The organism is Bilifractor sp. LCP19S3_H10, from assembly GCF_052119185.1.
GTDB lineage: Bacteria > Bacillota > Clostridia > Lachnospirales > Lachnospiraceae > Bilifractor.
In genome coordinates, this window is record NZ_JBQKFT010000004.1 from 145,298 (window position 1) to 163,421 (window position 18,124).

Genomic DNA, 18,124 nt, shown 5'->3' on the forward strand with positions numbered 1-18,124 from the left:
TTGCAAGAAACTGCCGCATAAAACAGATGTCCTCTTCCGGTGTCTGTATTATGCGGCAGTTTTTGATTTCTTTTCCGGATCACTTTTCAATCTTATGTATGAACAGCCCGCTTCTGAGCTTCGGCTCGAACCAGGTGGATTTCGGCGGCATCAGAAGCCCGGCATCCGCCACGGCAAAGAGCTCGCTGATTGAGGTGGGATACAGGGCAAAAGCTGCCTCGCAGTCTTCATGACACCTTCGCTCCAGCTCTCTGAGCCCCCGGATTCCTCCGACAAAATCAATTCTCGCGTCCGTTCTCGGGTCCTGTATATTCCAGATCGGTCCCAGAGCTTCCCTCTGCAGATACTCCACATCCAGACAGCCGATCGGATCTGTCTTCAGAAGATGTTTCCGTGTCTGCAGGCGGTACCATTTTCCCTCCAGGTACAGACCCATCTCCCCCTTCTTGGCAGGCCGGTACGGAGATTCCGGCGCCTCTGCGATCCGGAAGACCTCATCCAGCTTCTCCAGAATCTCATCCGGCTCATATCCGTTCAGATCCTTCAGCACCCGGTTATAGTCCATGATTTGAAGCTCATCATCCGGAAACAGTACCGAAAGGAAATAATTGAACTCCTCTCTTCCGGTATAACCCGGATGCTCCTCTCGTCTCTTCAGCGACACAGAAACTGCGGAAGCCGCTCTATGATGTCCGTCGGCAATGTACGTATGATCAAGCGCCGCAAATGCCTCCGTCAGCGCCGCGATCTGGTCGTCCCTGTCGATTCTCCACACCCTGTGAATCACACCGTCCTCGGCGACGAAATCCAGCACCGGCTCCTTCATGCTCTCCTGCACGATCAGCCTTTTGATCTCCGGATGCGACCGGTAGGCAAGAAAAATCGGTCCTGTCTGCGCGCTGCACGCATCGATATGATCAAAGCGGTCCTTTTCCTTGTCCTTTCTGGTGTTCTCGTGCTTTCGAATCACATTGTTCAGATAATCGTCTACCGAAGAACACGCTACCAGTCCCTTCTGACTCCTTCCGTTCATGATCAGCTCCCAGATATAGAAGCAGGGCCTGCTGTCCTCCTCGAATATGCCTCTTTCCTGCCACTCACGAAGCATGGAAGCGGCCTTCGCATAGACACAGGGCGCATAGATGTCCTGTTCCTCCGGGAACTGTGTCTCCGCGCGGTCTATGGCGAGAAAAGACAGCGGATTCTTCTCCACAACCTCTCTTGCCTCCTCCCGGTTATATACATCATAGGGCAGAGCCGCCACAAGCGCTGCCTTCTCCTTCACCGGTGTCAATGCCCGGAACGGTCTGATTACTGCCATTTTTGTTCCTCCTGTAAACAGCTCCCGCTGCAAATATTCCCATTTCATGAATACGTTCGCTCACAAGCATATCTCTTTCCTGAATACGTTCGCTCATAAGCGCAGAAACCCCGGAAATTTCTTTCCGGGGTTTCATCCTTTTCGTGCCAGTTATCTCGTTATGACTCTTGCCTTCAGCACACCGTCGGTGGCCTCAATCTTCGTCATCACCTGTTCGTTCACCGGCGACTCAAGATCGATGACCGTATAAGCGAAATCACCGCGGCTCTTGTTCGCCATGTTCGCAATATTAAATCCCTCATCCGAGAGGATTCTTGTAAATCTTCGGATCATGTCCTTCACATTTCTGTGGCAGATGCACAGACGCGCCGCATCACGCAGAATGCCATTGTTCATGTTCGGATAATTCACAGAATGGCTGATATTTCCGTTCTCAATGAAATCTCTGAGCTCCTTGACCGCCATCTCCGCGCAGTTGTCCTCAGCTTCCTCAGTGGAAGCTCCGAGATGAGGGGTAATAATGGTGTTCGGCGCATTGATGATCTTGTCATTGGCAAAATCCGTCATGTATCTTCTGACCTTGCCGCTTTTCAGGGCATCGACCATCGCATCCTCGTCCACCAGAATATCACGCGCGTAGTTCATGACTACAACACCCGGCTTCATCATCTCGATTGCCTCACGGCTGATCATGCCTCTGGTGCTGTCAGTCGCCGGTACATGAACGGTGATGAAATCGCATTCCTTGTAGATCTCATTGACATCCTGAATGTGACGTATCGTTCTGGAAAGGTTCCATGCGGCATCGACCGACAGGAAAGGATCATAGCCGTAGACATCCATCCCGAGGTGTGTCGCCGCATTCGCTACGAGCTGCCCGATTGCACCAAGTCCGATGATTCCCAGCTTCTTCCCGCTGATCTCGGTTCCGGCGAACTGCTTTTTGGCTTTCTCCGCGTCCTTGCCGATATTTTCATCCTCGTGATTTGCTCTGACCCACTCGATGCCGCCGATAATGTCACGGGATGCCAGAAGCATTGACGCAATGACCAGTTCCTTTACGGCATTCGCGTTGGCTCCGGGAGTGTTGAACACAACAATTCCCTTCTCTGCGCATTTCTCAAGCGGAATGTTGTTGACACCGGCACCCGCGCGGGCGATTGCCAGAAGCTTGCCTCCAAACTCCATATCATGCATTTTTGCGCTTCTGACCAGAACGGCATCTGCGTCTTCGAACCGGTCTGTCTCTCTGTACTGGTCGCTGAATCGCTGAAGACCGACTTTTGAAATATTATTCAAACAATTGTACTGGTACATTATTTCAGATTCTCCTTCTCAAACTCACCCATGAATTTCACGAGAGCCTCAACACCCGCGTATGGCATCGCATTGTAAATGGAAGCGCGCATTCCGCCGACGGTGCGGTGACCCTTCAGGTTCTCCAGTCCGGCCTCCTTCGCCTCCGCGACAAACTTTGCATCCAGATCTTTATCTCCGGTTACAAACGGAACGTTCATCAGAGAACGGTCCTCTTTCCGAACTGTGCCCTTGAACAGCTTTGACTGATCGAGATAATCATAGAGGAGTTTTGCCTTCTTTTCATTGCGCTCGTTCATCGCCTCAAGTCCGCCGTTTTTCTTCAGCCACTTGAAGACCTTTCCGCAGATGTAGATGCACCAGCAGTTCGGCGTGTTGTACAGAGAATTCTTGTCCGCCTGCGTCTTGTATTTCATCATCGTCGGCGTACCCGGCAGACAGCTGTCCGTGATCAGGTCATCGCGGATTACGGTAATAACCATTCCCGCAGGTCCGACATTCTTCTGAACGCCGCCGAAGAAGAGACCGTATTTCTCAACATCGATCGGGCGTGACAGGAAATTGGAGGAAACATCCGCCACAAGGAGTTTGCCCTTCGTGTTCGGAAGCTTCTTGTACTCTGTTCCGTAAATGGTATTGTTTTCGCAGATGTATACATAATCCGCGTCATCATCGATGGGAAGGTCGGAGCAGTCCGGGATATAGGTGTAATTCTGATCCTCGGAGGAAGCAACCGCATTTGCCTTGCCATAGATCTGAGCCTCCTGGTATGCCTTCTTCGCCCAGTTTCCGGTGATGATGTAGTCAGCGACACGGTTCTTCATGAGATTCATCGGAATCTGCGCAAACTGAAGACTTCCGCCGCCCTGTAAGAACAGAATCTTATAATTATCCGGAACTCCGACAAGCTCGCGGAAATCCTGCTCGGCTTCATTGATAATATCATCGAACATTTTAGATCGGTGACTCATCTCCATGACCGACATTCCGCAGCCGCGGTAGTCCATCATCTCTTCCTGCGCTTCCTTCAGAACCTCCTCCGGAAGAACAGCCGGTCCGGCCGAAAAATTATAAACTCTGCTCATTTTGATATCCTCCTGGTAAAATTCTAGTATGCAGTCTCTCGTATGAAAGACACTTTAATATGATAAACTTCTGACAAACGCTTGTCAATCTCCGAACACGCAAAATCCGGAGATCCGGGGATAACCGGAGATAACAGAACAACGGTGTAATCCCATCCCTGCCATTTACACGTGATCAGCAGGGCAGAATTGCTTAAAGCTCCGAGGCGTATAATGCGCTCCTGCCGTTTTTCATAACCGGCTGATTTTAAAACCGGCAGGGCTGCAAAACTGCCGCCCTGCCGGATATACAATGCGCTGATTTTATTTGTTCCAGTTCTCCATGTCTTTCTGATCGTAGATTTCATCATTCGGCTTGCCGGCCGGGATCATCGGAGAAACCTTATCGTCCGGATCAATCACGCAGTCGAGCACGACAGGCTTCTGATCAGCGATTGCCTTCTCAAGAGCAGGGGCGAATTCCTCTGCCTTCGTGATGCGGACACCTTCTGCGCCGAGCGCTTCCGCCACCTTGACGAAATCGACCTTGTCATCCAGTATGGTGTTGGAGTAACGCTGTCCGTAGAACAGGTTCTGCCACTGGCGGACCATTCCGAGCACATGGTTATTGATCACAACCTCAATCACCGGAATGCCGCTGCGGGCAGCCGTGGCAATCTCGTTCATATTCATGCGGAAACAGCCGTCCCCGGCGATGTTGATGACCGTTTTGTCCGGTCTTCCGCACTTCGCTCCAATCGCCGCGCCGAGTCCATATCCCATCGTTCCAAGTCCTCCGGAGGTAATCAGAGTCCTCGGTTCCGTATACTTGTAATACTGAGCCGCCCACATCTGGTGCTGTCCCACATCCGTGCAGATAATCGCCTGCCCCTTTGTGATCTCATAAATCTTCCGGATGACAAACTGCGCCGTGAGACGGTCCTCCGGCACATAGTCATTGACCAGTTTCTGCTTCCGGTGCATCTCCTCCGTCCACTGCGGATTCGACTTTTCCCTGATCTCTGGAAGGAGTTCATCCAGAACTGTCTTCATATCGCCGGATACGCTCGCATCAACGACGACATTTTTGTTCACTTCCGCAGGATCTACATCAATCTGAAGAATCTTTGCCTGCTTCGCGAAGGTCTTCGGTGAACCCACATCCCTGTCTGAAAAGCGGGCTCCCAGAACGATCAGAAGATCACACTCTGAAGTAAGGAGGTTCGCGCCCTTCGTGCCGTGCATGCCGAGCATTCCCATATACTGATCATCCGTACCCGGGAAGGTTCCCTTTCCCATCAGGGTGTCACAGACAGGCGCCTGAATCCGATGCGCGAGTTCGATAACTTCCTTCTGCGCGCCGGAAATTGCCGCTCCACCTCCGACAAAGAGATACGGCCGCTTTGAAGCATTGATCATTTCCACAGCTCTTGCGAGATCTTTCTGATTTACATTTCTGTCCGGTTCCGGATTTTCCGGTTCTTTTCTCTCAAAATCACAGACAGCCGCCGTGATATCCTTCGGGATATCTACAAGCACCGGTCCCGGTCTTCCGCTCTTTGCGATGGCAAACGCGCGCCGGATGGTGTCAGCAAGGCGGGTTACATCCTTGACAATTGAGCTGTATTTCGTGATGGGTGTGGTGATTCCGGTGATATCAACCTCCTGAAAGCTGTCTTTTCCGAGGTAGCTGGTTCCGACGTTCGCGGTGATTGCCACGATTGGTACGGAATCCATATAGGCCGTCGCGATGCCGGTTACCAGGTTTGTCGCTCCGGGTCCGGATGTCGCCATGCATACGCCAACCCTGCCAGTCGCTCTCGCATAGCCGTCCGCTGCGTGAGAGGCTCCCTGCTCATGAGAAGTCAGAATATGATGGATTTCCGGATGTTTATATAATTCGTCATAGATATTCAGAATGGCTCCGCCCGGATATCCGAAGACGGTATCCACTCCCTGCTCCTTCAGGCATTCGATGACGATCTGTGAACCATTTAACTGCATGTCAATATCCCTCTTTCATGTAGCGCTTCATTTCCTGTATCACTGACGGGTGCGTCGCACCCGTCAGCCGAATCTCTTCCTGTGAGATTTGTTGCGATTAATCCTGCATCCGGTGAGATCTATTCCTGGGACTAGCTCTGCATCCGGCGAGTTCTATTTTTGAAATTTATTCTGCATCCAATGAGATTTATTCCTGAGACTTATTCTTCATCCGGCGTCTTGAGAATTGCTCCGCGGTTTGCACTGGTCACCATGGCCGCATAACGCGCAAGATATCCGGTAGTCACATTTGGCTTTCTCGGAACCCACTCTGCCTTTCTTCTGGCGATTTCCTCATCGCTCACCTTCATGTCAAGCTTGTGATTCGGAATATCGATGCTGATGATGTCTCCCTCGTGCACAAAGGCAATCGGTCCTCCAACCGCTGCCTCCGGGCTGACGTGGCCAATGGAAGCTCCTCTGGAAGCACCGGAGAAACGGCCGTCTGTGATCAGCGCGACACTGGAGTCAAGACCCATGCCGGCAATCGCCGAGGTCGGATTCAGCATCTCTCTCATGCCCGGTCCGCCCTTTGGTCCTTCATAGCGAATCACAACCACGTCGCCGGGAACGATTTTCCCGCCCTTGATCGCAGCGATCGCGTCCTCCTCACAGTCGAATACCCTTGCCGGGCCCTCATGCACCATCATCTCCGGAAGTACAGCGGACTGTTTTACGATTGCGGTGTCCGGAGCCAGGTTGCCCTTGAGTACAGCAAGTCCGCCCTTCTCCATAAACGGATGATCGATCGGACGGATGATCTCCGGATCCTTATTGATGCAGTTCTTGATATTCTCGCCGACAGTCTTGCCGGTTACGGTCATGCAGTCGAGATTCAGAAGATTCTTCTTGGAAAGCTCATTCATCACCGCATAGACACCGCCCGCCTCGTTCAGGTCTTCCATATAGGTAGCGCCTGCGGGTGCGAGATGGCAGAGGTTCGGTGTCTTCTCGCTGATCTCATTTGCCAGCTCTGTGTCAAAATCAAATCCTGCCTCATGTGCGATCGCCGGGATATGAAGCATGGTATTGGTGGAGCAGCCGAGCGCCATATCAACGGTCAGCGCGTTCAGGAACGCTTCCTTTGTCATGATGTCGCGGGGGCGGATATTTTTCTCCAGCATCTCCATGACCTTCATGCCAGCGTGCTTGGCGAGGCGGAGCCTCTCGGAATATACCGCCGGGATCGTTCCGTTGCCCTGAAGCCCCATACCAAGTGCCTCGGTGATACAGTTCATGCTGTTCGCGGTATACATGCCGGAGCAGGATCCACAGGTCGGGCAGACCTTTCTCTCATATTCCGATACCTGTTCTTCTGTGAACTTGCCTGCCGCATAGGAGCCTACCGCCTCAAACATGGAAGAGAGGCTTCTCTTCCTTCCGTAGACATGTCCGGCCATCATCGGGCCGCCGCTGACGAAAACGGTAGGGATGTTGATGCGGGCAGCCGCCATCAGGAGACCCGGAACATTCTTGTCGCAGTTCGGAATCATCACCAGTCCGTCGAACTGATGCGCGATTGCCATGCACTCCGTGGAATCGCAGATCAGATCACGGGTAACCAGTGAATACTTCATTCCGATGTGGCCCATGGCGATACCATCACAGACCGCAATCGCCGGGAACATCACCGGCATTCCGCCCGCCTCGGCGACACCCATCTTCACCGCCTGAGCGATCTTGTCCAGGTTCATGTGACCCGGAACGATTTCATTGTAGGAGCAGACGATGCCGATTAACGGCTTTTCCATCTCCTCCGGTGTAAATCCAAGTGCATTGAACAGGCTTCTCGCAGGCGCCGCCTGCATACCCTTCGTAACATGATCACTATTCATAATCCGTTCTCCCATCTAATCGTACTTATCTATCCTTTTGCGCCGGAGAAACCCGGCATTTCGATTTCGTTTCTTACGCTTCCTTCAGAATCGCCGTAATGGCATCTCCCATTCCGGAACAGGTCACCTTCGTCGTGCCCTCGGAATAGATGTCTCCTGTCCGGTATCCGTCGGCGAGAACTCTCTCAACCGCCGACTCCACATCATCCGCCTCCTCATCAAGATTCAGGGAATAACGGAGCATCATTGCCGCCGAGAGAATGGTCGCGATCGGGTTTGCGATATTCTTGCCGGCGATGTCCGGCGCGGAGCCGTGCGACGGCTCATACAGGCCGAAGCTCGTCTCGTTCAGGCTGGCGGAGGAAAGCATTCCGATGGATCCGGTCACCATACTCGCCTCGTCCGAAAGGATGTCGCCGAACATATTCTCTGTCAGGATGACATCGAACTGTTTCGGGTCGCGGACCAGCTGCATCGCGCAGTTATCGACCAGCATATTCTCATAGGTAACCTCCGGATATTCCTTCGCGACCTCTGCTGTCACCTTTCTCCACAGTCTGGAGGAATCCAGCACATTCGCCTTGTCTACCTCGGTCACCTTCTTGTTTCGTTTCATGGCAATCTCAAAGGCTCTCTTCGCGATCCTCCGGATCTCATTTTCATTGTAGCTGAGGGTATCCACCGCTGTCTCCACGCCGTCAACGTCCTTTGTCTCGCGCGCGCCAAAATAAAGGCCTCCGGTGAGCTCCCGCACAATGATCAGATTGAAGCCCTCATCCCCGATGATCTCATCCTTCAGGGGGCAGGCGTCCCGAAGTTCATTGTACAGGTAAGCCGGGCGAAGATTCGCGAAAAGCCCCAGTGCCTTGCGGATACCAAGCAGACCCGCCTCCGGGCGTTTCGACGGCTCCAGCCTGTACCACGGAGAGGTCTTCGCGTCTCCTCCAATCGAGCCCATCAGGACCGCATCGCATGTCTTTGCCTCCGCCACGGTCTCCTCTGTGAGGGGAAGTCCCGTTGCGTCGATGGATGCTCCTCCGAGCAGAAGATTTGTATAATGAAAGGTGTGATGATACTTCCCGGCAACCGCGTCCAGAACCTTCTGTGCCTCGTTTACGATTTCGGGTCCGATGCCGTCCCCGTGAATTAAACCAATTTTAAACTCCATGAATCAGGTTCACCTCTTCTTTTGATATTTTGATAATTTAATATAAGTCCTGTTAAACCATCTATGTGTACATTCATTCAACTTATACTTGACTCGTAGTTTATATAATACTTCAATTCAAGTATCATTTCAACCGGCAAAAAACGCCGAATCTCCGAAATAACCCGACAAAAAAAGAAAAGCACAGAAACCTGCGCTCCTGTGCCTGAAAATATGATCTTCCGATTATTTCTTTGCGTCCTTCTCCGCAGTCTTTGCCGCAGCAGCCTTTTCTTCCTTCGCTGCAGCCGCCTGCTCCGGCTTCTCAACCTGTGCAATCGCCTCTTTGCGCATCGGAATCCGGCAGTTCTTGTTGTTGCCGAACTCTACGATGACATCGTCCTCGCTGATATCGATGATGATTCCATAGAATCCTCCGGTCGTCACAACAGCATCGCCGATCTCCATGGCGCTGAGCATTGCCTGCATCTTCTTCTGCTCTTTCCGCTGCGGACGGATCATCATAAAATACATCAGCGCGAACATAGCGACCAGCAGGATGATCATGCTGAGCGCGCTGCCTGAACCCGAAGCTGAACTTGCAAAAATCATAACGATTCCTCCCTGTAATTGATTTCGGATATAACTGTCAAAAAATAATAATACATGATATTAAACCGGGTGACAAGCTATTTTATGGAGTTTTCACAAATTTCGCACCCGTCTAAACTGACTTTTGTTCATTTCTCCGTTTCCTGACGAACTGCCTGTTCCTCTTTCATCTGTTCTTCCTTTACGGTATCATGCGGATCCCTCATGGTATCCCCCTGTTCCTTCCGGAATATTCTCTCATTGGCGACCTTCTGGTAATACTTCGGCTGCTTCATCGCCTCATGCTTCTCTTCCTCCTCCCGAAGATCATCCAGCGCCTTTCTCTTCCAGGAATCCCAGCGATCCTCCTCGATCGCACTGCGGATCTCCCGGGTCAGATGGTTGTAGAAGTACAGGTTGTGCTCCGTGCAAAGACGCATTCCCAGCATCTCCTTTGCTTTCAGTAGGTGACGGATATAAGCCCGGCTGTACCTGCGGCACACCGGACACTGGCATTCCTCTTCTATTGGCCGGCTGTCCAGCTCATACTGCGCGTTGATCAGGTTCAGATGTCCCCGGTGGGTATACACATGCCCGTGACGCCCGTTCCGGCTCGGATAGACGCAGTCGAAGAAATCCACGCCACGGTCCACCGCCTCGATGATATTCGCAGGCGTGCCGACTCCCATCAGGTATGTTGGCCTGTCCTGCGGAAGCTCCGGCACCACATGATCCAGAATATCATACATCTGCTCATGTGTTTCACCGACCGCCAGTCCCCCGACCGCATAGCCGTCGGCATCCAGCTCCCGGATTCTTTTCGCGTGCTCAATCCGGAGGTCCGGATAAACCGCCCCCTGATTGATTGCGAACAGAAGCTGTTCCTTATTAATGGTGTCTTCTCTCTGATTCAGCTCCCTCATTTTCTTCTGGCATCGGATCAGCCACCGGTACGTCCGGTCAATGGACTCCTTCACATATTTCCTGGTCGCAACGCTGGACGGGCACTCATCAAAGGCCATCGCGATCGTTGAGCCGAGATTCGACTGAATCTGCATGCTCTCCTCCGGCCCCATGAAGATCAGCCTTCCATCCACATGAGAGTGAAAGGTGACGCCCTCTTCCCTGATCTTTCGCGAATCTGCCAGGGAAAAAACCTGGAACCCGCCCGAATCCGTCAGAATCGGTTTGTTCCAGGACATGAACTTATGAAGGCCGCCGAGCTTTTTGACCACCTCGTCTCCCGGACGCACATGAAGATGATAGGTGTTGGACAGCTCGATCTGTGTCCCGAGCCGCTCCAGATCCTCGGTCGAGACCGCCCCCTTGATGGCTCCCACCGTACCCACGTTCATGAAAACCGGCGTCTGCACCGTACCATGCACGGTTTTGAACTCCGCCCGCTTCGCTCTGCCGCTTACCTTTATCAGTTTATACTCTGCCATAATACTCCGTTTCCGCAGAAAAGACCTGCAATATCATCTGTTTACAATTTATCATAACGGATTTACCCGATGCCCGCAAGTGTCTCGCTCCCTTCCCCGATGTCTGCGCAGGCAATGTCAAGTGCTCCATTATATTGTGCAAAATCAGAACCCCAGTTTTATGGATGTGTCCTAAACCCTGCGTTTCCGGCCGTGTTTTTTACCATTTTTTCATTTTTGGCCGATACCCTTGCTGTTGTTTTTAAAAAATCGTTGTCGTATAATCGTTCTGAATATAAAGGAGTAAAATTGTATGTCAGATTTAAACTATACATTAGGTATTGATATCGGTTCCACAACGGTCAAGATTGTCGTCCTGGACCTGGAAAAACACATCCTGTTCTCCGACTACCGGAGACATTTTGCTAAAATTCAGGAGACCCTCGCGGATCTTCTCGAAGAGGCGGAGAAGATAACGGGGAACGTCCAGATTCATCCGGTCATCACCGGATCCGGCGGCCTTGCCCTCGCTCAGAACATCGATGTTCCGTTCATGCAGGAGGTTATCGCCGTTTCCTCCGCCCTGCAGTTCCAGGCTCCTCAGACCGACGTTGCCATCGAGCTCGGCGGCGAGGACGCGAAGATCATCTACTTTGAGAATGGAAATATCGAGCAGAGAATGAACGGCGTCTGCGCCGGAGGAACCGGTTCTTTTATTGACCAGATGGCCTCTCTTCTGCAGACGGACGCGACCGGACTGAACGAATACGCCAAGCACTATCAGGCGATCTACCCGATCGCCGCACGCTGTGGTGTCTTCGCCAAGACAGACATTCAGCCGCTGATCAATGAGGGCGCGACCAAGGAAGATCTGTCTGTATCCATTTTTCAGGCGGTGGTAAACCAGACCATCTCCGGTCTTGCCTGCGGCAAACCGATCCGCGGCCATGTTGCCTTCCTCGGAGGTCCGCTCCACTTCCTCTCCGAGCTTCGCAAATGCTTCATCCGCACTCTGAACCTCGACGAGGAACATACCATCGTTCCGGAAAATTCCCATCTTTTTGCTGCTCTGGGTTCTGCCCTGAATGCAAAGGAAGACGTGGAATATTCTCTGACTGATATGAAGGAGCGCCTGCGCCACGGTGTCAAGATGCAGATGGAAGTTGCCCGCATGGCTCCGCTCTTCGCCAATAAAGACGAATACCGGGAATTTATTGAACGCCACAACCGGGATAAGGTCGAAACCGGCAATCTCGAGGATTATAAGGGAAACTGTTATCTCGGCATCGATGCCGGATCCACCACAACAAAGGCGGCGCTGATCTCCGAGGACGGAAAGCTCCTTTACTCCTTCTACGACAATAACCACGGAAATCCTCTGGCCACCTCGATCCGTGCCATCCAGGACATCTACAGCAAGCTTCCTGAAGGCGCGCGGATTGCCTATTCCTGCTCCACCGGTTACGGGGAACAGCTGATCAAGTCCGGCCTTATGCTGGACGAGGGCGAAGTCGAGACCATCGCGCACTATACTGCCGCTTCCTTCTTTGATCCGGATGTGGACTGCATCCTGGATATCGGCGGTCAGGACATGAAATGCATCAAGATCCGCGATCACGCCGTCGACAGCGTCCAGCTGAACGAGGCCTGCTCCTCCGGCTGCGGGTCTTTTATCGAGAACTTCGCGAATTCTCTGAGCTATGACGTCAAGGACTTTGCACAGGAAGCTCTCTTCGCAGAGAACCCGATTGACCTCGGAACACGATGCACGGTATTCATGAACTCCCGCGTGAAGCAGGCCCAGAAGGAGGGCGCGACCGTAGCCGACATCTCTGCCGGACTCGCGTACTCCGTCATCCGGAACGCTCTTTATAAGGTAATAAAGGTCTCCGACGCGAAAGAGCTTGGCCGCCACATCGTCGTTCAGGGCGGTACCTTCTACAACAACGCAGTCCTCAGGAGCTTCGAGCGTATCGCGGACTGCGAGGCAGTCCGCCCGGACATCGCCGGAATCATGGGCGCTTTCGGCGCCGCGCTGATCGCCCGCGACCGCTGTGAGGGCAGGGAAACCACGATGCTTCCTATCGACAAGATCAATACCCTGCAGTACTCCACAAAGAGCGCCTACTGCAAGGGCTGTACGAACCACTGCCGCCTGACCATCAACCGCTTCTCCGGCGGCCGCCAGTACATCAGCGGAAACCGCTGCGAGCGCGGCATTGGAAAACAGAAAAACGCGCACCATATCCCGAACATGTACGAGTGGAAATACAACCGCATCTTCGGCTACACGCCTCTGACCGCGGACGAGGCTCCACGCGGAAAAATCGGAATCCCGCGTGTTCTGAACATGTATGAGAATTATCCTCTGTGGTTCACCTTCTTCACAAAGCTCGGATACAGCGTTGTCCTGTCCCCGACTTCCACGAGGAAGATCTATGAGCTCGGCATCGAGTCCATCCCAAGTGATACCGCCTGCTATCCCGCCAAGATCAGCCACGGCCACATCACCTGGCTGATCCGTCAGGGTGTGAAGAATATTTTCTATCCATGTATTCCCTATGAACGTCAGGAATTCGCGGAAGCCGTAAATCACTACAACTGCCCGATCGTTACCTCGTACGCCGAAAACATCAAGAATAACGTCGACGAGCTGAAGGATCCGTCCATCCACTTCATGAATCCGTTCCTGGCCATGACCACGGAGCAGACCCTGGCAGACGAGCTGGTAAAGGTCTTTCATGACATTCCCGAAAAGGAGGTCCGCGAGGCCTGCCACGCCGGATGGGTCGAGATGGCGAATGTCCGCGATGAAGTACGCAAGAAGGGAAGGGAAGTCCTCAAATGGATGGAGGAAACCCATCATCACGGCATTGTTCTCGCCGGACGTCCGTATCATATTGACCCGGAGATTCACCATGGAATCCCGGATATGATCACCTCCTACGACGTTGCCGTCCTGACCGAGGATTCGATCTCCGACCTTGCTCCGATTGAGCGGCCTCTGCGCGTAAACGACCAGTGGATGTACCACACCCGGCTTTATGCCGCCGCGAACTTCGTCAAAACCAGAGATGACCTGGAGCTGATCCAGCTGAACTCCTTCGGCTGCGGTCTGGATGCCGTAACAACAGATCAGGTATATGAGATTCTATCCGGCAGCAACAAGATCTACACCGTTCTGAAGATCGACGAAGTGAACAACCTGGGAGCTGTCCGGATCCGGATCCGTTCCCTTCTCGCCGCCGTTCGCGCCAGAGAGAAAAATCCGCAGCCGCGCGAGATTCACAACTCTGCCGCGGAGCGGGTCGTATTCACAAAGCAGATGAAGGAGGAGGGATATACCATCCTGGCTCCGCAGATGTCGCCGATACACTTCAGTCTGCTTGAGGCCGCCTTCAACACCGGAGGTTATCACCTGCACGTCCTGGACAACGACAACCGGCACTCCATTGATGAGGGCCTGCGCTATGTAAACAACGATGCCTGCTACCCCTCTCTTCTGGTCGTCGGGCAGTTCATGGATGCCCTGGATTCCGGAAAATATGATCCCGATCATACAGCTATCATCATGAGCCAGACCGGAGGCGGCTGCCGCGCGTCGAACTATATCGCCTTCATCCGCCGCGCACTGAAGAAGGGCGGATATCCGCAGGTGCCGGTTATCTCCCTGAACCTTGTGGGCCTGGAAGACAATCCGGGATTCAAGATCACGCCTGATATGGCGATCCGGATCGTTTATGCCGCAATCTTCGGTGATATCTTCATGAAATGCCTGTACCGCATGAGGCCGTATGAGAAGGTTCCCGGCTCCGCGAACCGCCTGCATAAAAAATGGGAAAAAATCTGCATCAACTATCTGACCAACAAGAGGGTCGGATGGCACAGCTACACCAATCTCTGCCGCTCGATCATCCGTGACTTCGACCGCCTGCCGGTTGATGAAAGTCTTCGCAAGCCGCGGGTCGGCATCGTCGGAGAAATCCTTGTGAAATATGCCCCTGCCGCCAACAATCATCTGGTCGATCAGCTGGAGAAGGAAGGCGCCGAGGCCGTCGTGCCCGACTTTGTAGATTTCTTCATGTACAGCTTCTACAATGCGAAGTTCAAGTACCGCCATTATGGCACGAAGAAGAAATCCATGCTTCTGACACAGGCCGGAATCGCTGCGGTCAACGTACTGCGCAAGGCCGCAAACGATGAATTCATCCGAAGCACGCATTTCACGCCGTCCGCGAAAATCGATGAGCTCGCTCATTACGCGTCTCCGATCGTCTCCGTCGGCAACCAGACCGGTGAGGGATGGTTCCTGACCGGCGAGATGATGGAGCTCATTCACGGTGGTGTCAACAACATCGTATGTATTCAGCCGTTTGGCTGTCTCCCAAACCACATCGTCGGCAAGGGCGTCATCAAGGAAATCCGCGCTGAATACCCGAAAGCGAATATCGTCGCCATCGACTTCGATCCCGGCGCTTCCGAGGTCAACCAGCTCAACCGGATCAAGATGATGCTGACGAATGCAATGAAAAATATGCAGGCGGAAAGCTGATCTGAAAATTTTGTTCATGCAAGTGGCTGCCACACTATTTCGTGTGGCAGCCACTTGTTTATCTTTCACTAAAACAATTCCTCCTTGCCATTCACCGAAACGGTTTCTCCTTGCCATATTTGACAATCGGCGCACAGATAACCGCCTTCTTCTGCTTTATCCTTCCCTTTACAAATGGAAAACAAGCCTTATCCCAAAGCCTGTATCGAACGGAATTCCCTTTAAGGCTTCCGTCCTGCTGTCTCCTTTTCCATATGTCTTTTTCAGACGGTCCACCTGTAAAATATTGCTCATAATGGTCACCACCATCCTTTCATAAGACCATTGTAATGATGGTCCGCCTCATATACCACTTACTGTTGATGTAAGGTTTCTTCATTCTGGCGGTCATGTCAATTTATCCTTGTTGCATCCTCCCCTGCAACGTATAATAGAATAAATAGAGGAGAACATACCATGTTTAAGTTCCGAAGGTGGATAACCATACTAGATTCAAGAAATAAGGATGAGATTAACAAAGCCGAGGATCGTTTAAAAAATGCCGGGCTGCGCATAAAGACCTGGGCTTCCGAACCCATGCCCGTCGGAGGGTGCGGCGCACAGATGCGGCCCGCGGACTGGAGCGGGATAAAGCCGGCAGTCCGGCCGCGAAACGAGATGCTCTATCATCTCGCCGTTACCGCCGATGAGGAAGAACATGCACGTAAACTGCTAAAATCTTCTAACGAAAAAGGTGACAGTCATGACCTTTCTCTCTGATATTCATGTCAATATTACGGATTGTTTTTCTTAAAGAAAGAGGTGTTTTCCATGAAATTTTATATGCCCGTAAAGCTTTATCAGGAAGTGAATTGCGTAAAAAATCACGCGTCAGAAATAGCCTCACTGGGCAGCAGGGCTGTCCTCGTTACCGGCGGCAGCTCTTCCAAGAAGAACGGATCGCTCTCAGATGTTGAAGGTGTTCTCGATGATTCCGGAATTCCCTTCACACTTTTTGACGGTGTTGAGCAGAATCCTTCGACAGATACCGTGATGAAAATCCGGGATCAGGCCGTGGATTTCGGCGCCGACCTCTGTATCGGCATCGGCGGCGGCTCCTCGCTTGACGCGGCAAAGGCCGCAGCGCTGATGATCAAAAACAGCGACAAGGGAATCGACTATCTCTACGAAAAAGGAAACCCTGTCGATACCATTCCCGTCGTTGAAGTTCCCACCACATGCGGAACCGGCTCAGAGGTCACGGCAGTATCTGTCCTTACGAACCATAAGACCAATACCAAAGGCTCCATTCCATACAAGATTTTTCCGTCGCTTGGCCTTGCTGATCCGGGATATCTCAAATCACTTCCTCTATCCGTACTGAGAAATACCGCTGTCGACGCGCTGGCTCATCTGTGGGAGAGCCTGATCAACGCACACTCTGACACCTACAGCAACATGACGGCGGAAGCCGGCCTGAAGGCATGGTCATTGAACAGAGATATTCTCTCCGGAATGGTCCGGGCGTCCGACAGGGATTTTTCGAACCTAATGACCGCATCTGTCCTGGGAGGAATGTCGATCGCCCAGGTCGGGACCACGATTCCTCACGGTCTTTCCTATGCGCTCACCTTAAACGCCGGTATCCCTCACGGACAGGCATGCGGATATTTTGAGGCCGGCTATCTGTCTCACGCAGATAAGGATCTCCGAGATAAGGCTCTCTCCCTCGCCGGATTCAAGGATCTCGACGACTGGCGCGAATTTTATTCTGAAGTAAGTGAGCAGCTCACCGTAAGCGATGAAGTTCTCTCCCGTGCCGTCGATGAGCTCCAGGAATCCAAGATGGCACTCGCCCCGTTTCACTGCGACAGAAAAATCCTTAACGAGATAGCAAGGGATCTTTGATCTGCTCCGAAAAAGTCTGCTCAGGTTATAGACATACAGAACATAGCTATGCCGATCAATACCATGATGCGCATTGATGTGAACCGCATGGATACGAAGCGCCTGGATACGAAGTGCCTGAATAAGAAATGCCTGAATACAAAGCGCATTGATATAAAGAGATAATTTTTAATGCCCTGTCCGGAATCGCTTCGTCTAACGATTCCGGACAGGGCATTTCCTTTATGCGGACACCGCGAAATGCCGCGTTTTATCTCGTTGTCACGACTTTTTATCAAAATACGGTGCCAGCAGTGCTGCGACATTGGAAATGGGCATGGTCTGAAGGATAATTTTGCCCGGACCGCGGACTACCGTATTAAAAACGCCCTCTCCTCCCAGCAGCATATTTTTCACACCGGGTACCGTCACCACTTCCATACTGCAGCTTTCATCCATGGCTGCAAGATAACCGGTGTCTACAATCATTTCCTGTCCTTCCTGCAGGATATATTCACAGCCGAACCCATCGATCTCAATAAATGCGGTTCCCTGTCCGGAAAGCTTCTGCATGACAAAACCTTCTCCCCCAAAGAGACCTTTGCCAAGGCTTTTCTGGAAGTACATAGACAGCTCCACACTTTCCTGTGCGGCAAGATATGCCTTTTTCTGCACGATTACGCTTTTACCCGGTGAAATCTCAATTGCATTGATAGATCCTGGAAAGCTGGACGCAAAGGCAATCATACCCTCTCCATTTTGCGCCGTATAACGATTCTGAAAAATATTCTCACCAGAAAACATTCTTCCAAACATTTTCTTGAGCCCCCCGCCGGAAGTCGTTTCCATTTTCATATTCGGACTCATCCAGCTCATGCTTCCGCTCTCCGTCATCATAGACTCTCCGGCCTGAAGATAACACTCCACCACAGGAAGACTTCCGCCTTTTATTTCATACCTCATA

The 18,124-nt window shown here is 52.2% G+C and carries 13 protein-coding genes; 3 read left to right on the forward strand and 10 right to left on the reverse strand.

Translation table 11 applies throughout. The features are described 5' to 3' along the window. Positions 1-79: 79 nt before the first annotated feature. The 8 genes from ACTQZS_RS04905 to tgt all read right to left on the reverse strand — a co-directional run bounded on the left by ACTQZS_RS04905 (position 80) and on the right by tgt (position 10,763). On the reverse strand, positions 80-1,321 hold the full coding sequence (locus tag ACTQZS_RS04905; RefSeq protein ID WP_441474835.1) for a DUF1015 domain-containing protein: 1,242 nt from the start codon (positions 1,319-1,321) through the stop codon (positions 80-82). 150 nt (positions 1,322-1,471) lie between these two features. Beyond that, the gene (locus ACTQZS_RS04910; protein WP_441100888.1) at positions 1,472-2,638 is read right to left on the reverse strand and encodes a phosphoglycerate dehydrogenase; all 1,167 of its coding nucleotides are present in this window, start codon (positions 2,636-2,638) and stop codon (positions 1,472-1,474) included. Further along, positions 2,638-3,723, reverse strand: a complete 1,086-nt coding sequence (serC, locus tag ACTQZS_RS04915; RefSeq protein WP_441100889.1) for a 3-phosphoserine/phosphohydroxythreonine transaminase — start codon at positions 3,721-3,723, stop codon at positions 2,638-2,640. The genes ACTQZS_RS04910 and serC overlap by 1 nt, the downstream gene beginning before the upstream one ends. 303 nt (positions 3,724-4,026) lie before the next feature. Then, a complete protein-coding gene (gene ilvB / locus ACTQZS_RS04920; protein WP_441474836.1) occupies positions 4,027-5,706 on the reverse strand; it encodes a biosynthetic-type acetolactate synthase large subunit in 1,680 nt (559 codons plus the stop codon). A 200-nt stretch (positions 5,707-5,906) separates the two neighbouring features. Next, positions 5,907-7,580 (reverse strand): dihydroxy-acid dehydratase, encoded by a 1,674-nt coding sequence (gene ilvD, locus ACTQZS_RS04925; RefSeq protein ID WP_441474837.1) that lies wholly within the window; start codon positions 7,578-7,580, stop codon positions 5,907-5,909. 73 nt (positions 7,581-7,653) lie between these two features. Then, positions 7,654-8,748 carry a 3-isopropylmalate dehydrogenase gene (leuB, locus tag ACTQZS_RS04930; protein WP_441474838.1) on the reverse strand — a complete coding sequence of 365 codons (1,095 nt, stop codon included), beginning with the start codon at positions 8,746-8,748 and terminating at the stop codon, positions 7,654-7,656. Between the two features lie 225 nt (positions 8,749-8,973). Next, positions 8,974-9,294 carry a preprotein translocase subunit YajC gene (gene yajC / locus ACTQZS_RS04935; protein WP_441100943.1) on the reverse strand — a complete coding sequence of 107 codons (321 nt, stop codon included), beginning with the start codon at positions 9,292-9,294 and terminating at the stop codon, positions 8,974-8,976. 173 nt (positions 9,295-9,467) lie between these two features. After that, positions 9,468-10,763, reverse strand: a complete 1,296-nt coding sequence (gene tgt, locus ACTQZS_RS04940; protein WP_441474839.1) for a tRNA guanosine(34) transglycosylase Tgt — start codon at positions 10,761-10,763, stop codon at positions 9,468-9,470. Positions 10,764-11,055: 292 nt separating this feature from the next. Between tgt and ACTQZS_RS04945 the strand changes: the two genes are divergently transcribed. After that, positions 11,056-15,294, forward strand: coding sequence for an acyl-CoA dehydratase activase-related protein (locus ACTQZS_RS04945; RefSeq protein ID WP_441474840.1), 4,239 nt, complete (start codon positions 11,056-11,058; stop codon positions 15,292-15,294). 168 nt (positions 15,295-15,462) lie between these two features. Here the strand turns inward: ACTQZS_RS04945 and ACTQZS_RS04950 are convergent, their stop codons facing one another. Beyond that, positions 15,463-15,588 carry a hypothetical protein gene (locus ACTQZS_RS04950; RefSeq protein ID WP_441474841.1) on the reverse strand — a complete coding sequence of 42 codons (126 nt, stop codon included), beginning with the start codon at positions 15,586-15,588 and terminating at the stop codon, positions 15,463-15,465. A gap of 162 nt (positions 15,589-15,750) precedes the next feature. Between ACTQZS_RS04950 and ACTQZS_RS04955 the strand changes: the two genes are divergently transcribed. Together ACTQZS_RS04955 and ACTQZS_RS04960 are read left to right on the forward strand one after the other, a co-directional pair. Next, positions 15,751-16,053, forward strand: coding sequence for a hypothetical protein (locus tag ACTQZS_RS04955; RefSeq protein ID WP_441474842.1), 303 nt, complete (start codon positions 15,751-15,753; stop codon positions 16,051-16,053). A gap of 51 nt (positions 16,054-16,104) precedes the next feature. Further along, the gene (locus ACTQZS_RS04960; RefSeq protein ID WP_441474843.1) at positions 16,105-17,181 is read left to right on the forward strand and encodes an iron-containing alcohol dehydrogenase family protein; all 1,077 of its coding nucleotides are present in this window, start codon (positions 16,105-16,107) and stop codon (positions 17,179-17,181) included. A 261-nt stretch (positions 17,182-17,442) separates the two neighbouring features. Here ACTQZS_RS04960 and ACTQZS_RS04965 read toward each other — a convergent pair whose 3' ends face one another. Continuing rightward, entirely contained in the window at positions 17,443-18,123 is a 681-nt protein-coding gene (locus ACTQZS_RS04965; protein WP_441474844.1) for a TIGR00266 family protein, read from the reverse strand. Position 18,124: the final 1 nt, after the last annotated feature.

Excerpts from the sequence above, each read along its gene's own strand:
- ACTQZS_RS04955 (WP_441474842.1), top strand. The coding sequence starts at position 15,751 with ATGTTTAAGTTCCGAAGGTGGATAACCATACTAGATTCAAGAAATAAG.
- ilvB (WP_441474836.1), bottom strand. The coding sequence starts at position 5,706 with ATGCAGTTAAATGGTTCACAGATCGTCATCGAATGCCTGAAGGAGCAG.
- serC (WP_441100889.1), bottom strand. The coding sequence starts at position 3,723 with ATGAGCAGAGTTTATAATTTTTCGGCCGGACCGGCTGTTCTTCCGGAG.
- ACTQZS_RS04905 (WP_441474835.1), bottom strand. The coding sequence starts at position 1,321 with ATGGCAGTAATCAGACCGTTCCGGGCATTGACACCGGTGAAGGAGAAG.
- tgt (WP_441474839.1), bottom strand. The coding sequence starts at position 10,763 with ATGGCAGAGTATAAACTGATAAAGGTAAGCGGCAGAGCGAAGCGGGCG.
- ACTQZS_RS04950 (WP_441474841.1), bottom strand. The coding sequence starts at position 15,588 with ATGAGCAATATTTTACAGGTGGACCGTCTGAAAAAGACATATGGAAAA.
- ilvD (WP_441474837.1), bottom strand. The coding sequence starts at position 7,580 with ATGAATAGTGATCATGTTACGAAGGGTATGCAGGCGGCGCCTGCGAGA.
- ACTQZS_RS04910 (WP_441100888.1), bottom strand. The coding sequence starts at position 2,638 with ATGTACCAGTACAATTGTTTGAATAATATTTCAAAAGTCGGTCTTCAG.
- ACTQZS_RS04960 (WP_441474843.1), top strand. The coding sequence starts at position 16,105 with ATGAAATTTTATATGCCCGTAAAGCTTTATCAGGAAGTGAATTGCGTA.
- ACTQZS_RS04945 (WP_441474840.1), top strand. The coding sequence starts at position 11,056 with ATGTCAGATTTAAACTATACATTAGGTATTGATATCGGTTCCACAACG.
- yajC (WP_441100943.1), bottom strand. The coding sequence starts at position 9,294 with ATGATCATCCTGCTGGTCGCTATGTTCGCGCTGATGTATTTTATGATG.
- ACTQZS_RS04965 (WP_441474844.1), bottom strand. The coding sequence starts at position 18,123 with ATGAGGTATGAAATAAAAGGCGGAAGTCTTCCTGTGGTGGAGTGTTAT.
- leuB (WP_441474838.1), bottom strand. The coding sequence starts at position 8,748 with ATGGAGTTTAAAATTGGTTTAATTCACGGGGACGGCATCGGACCCGAA.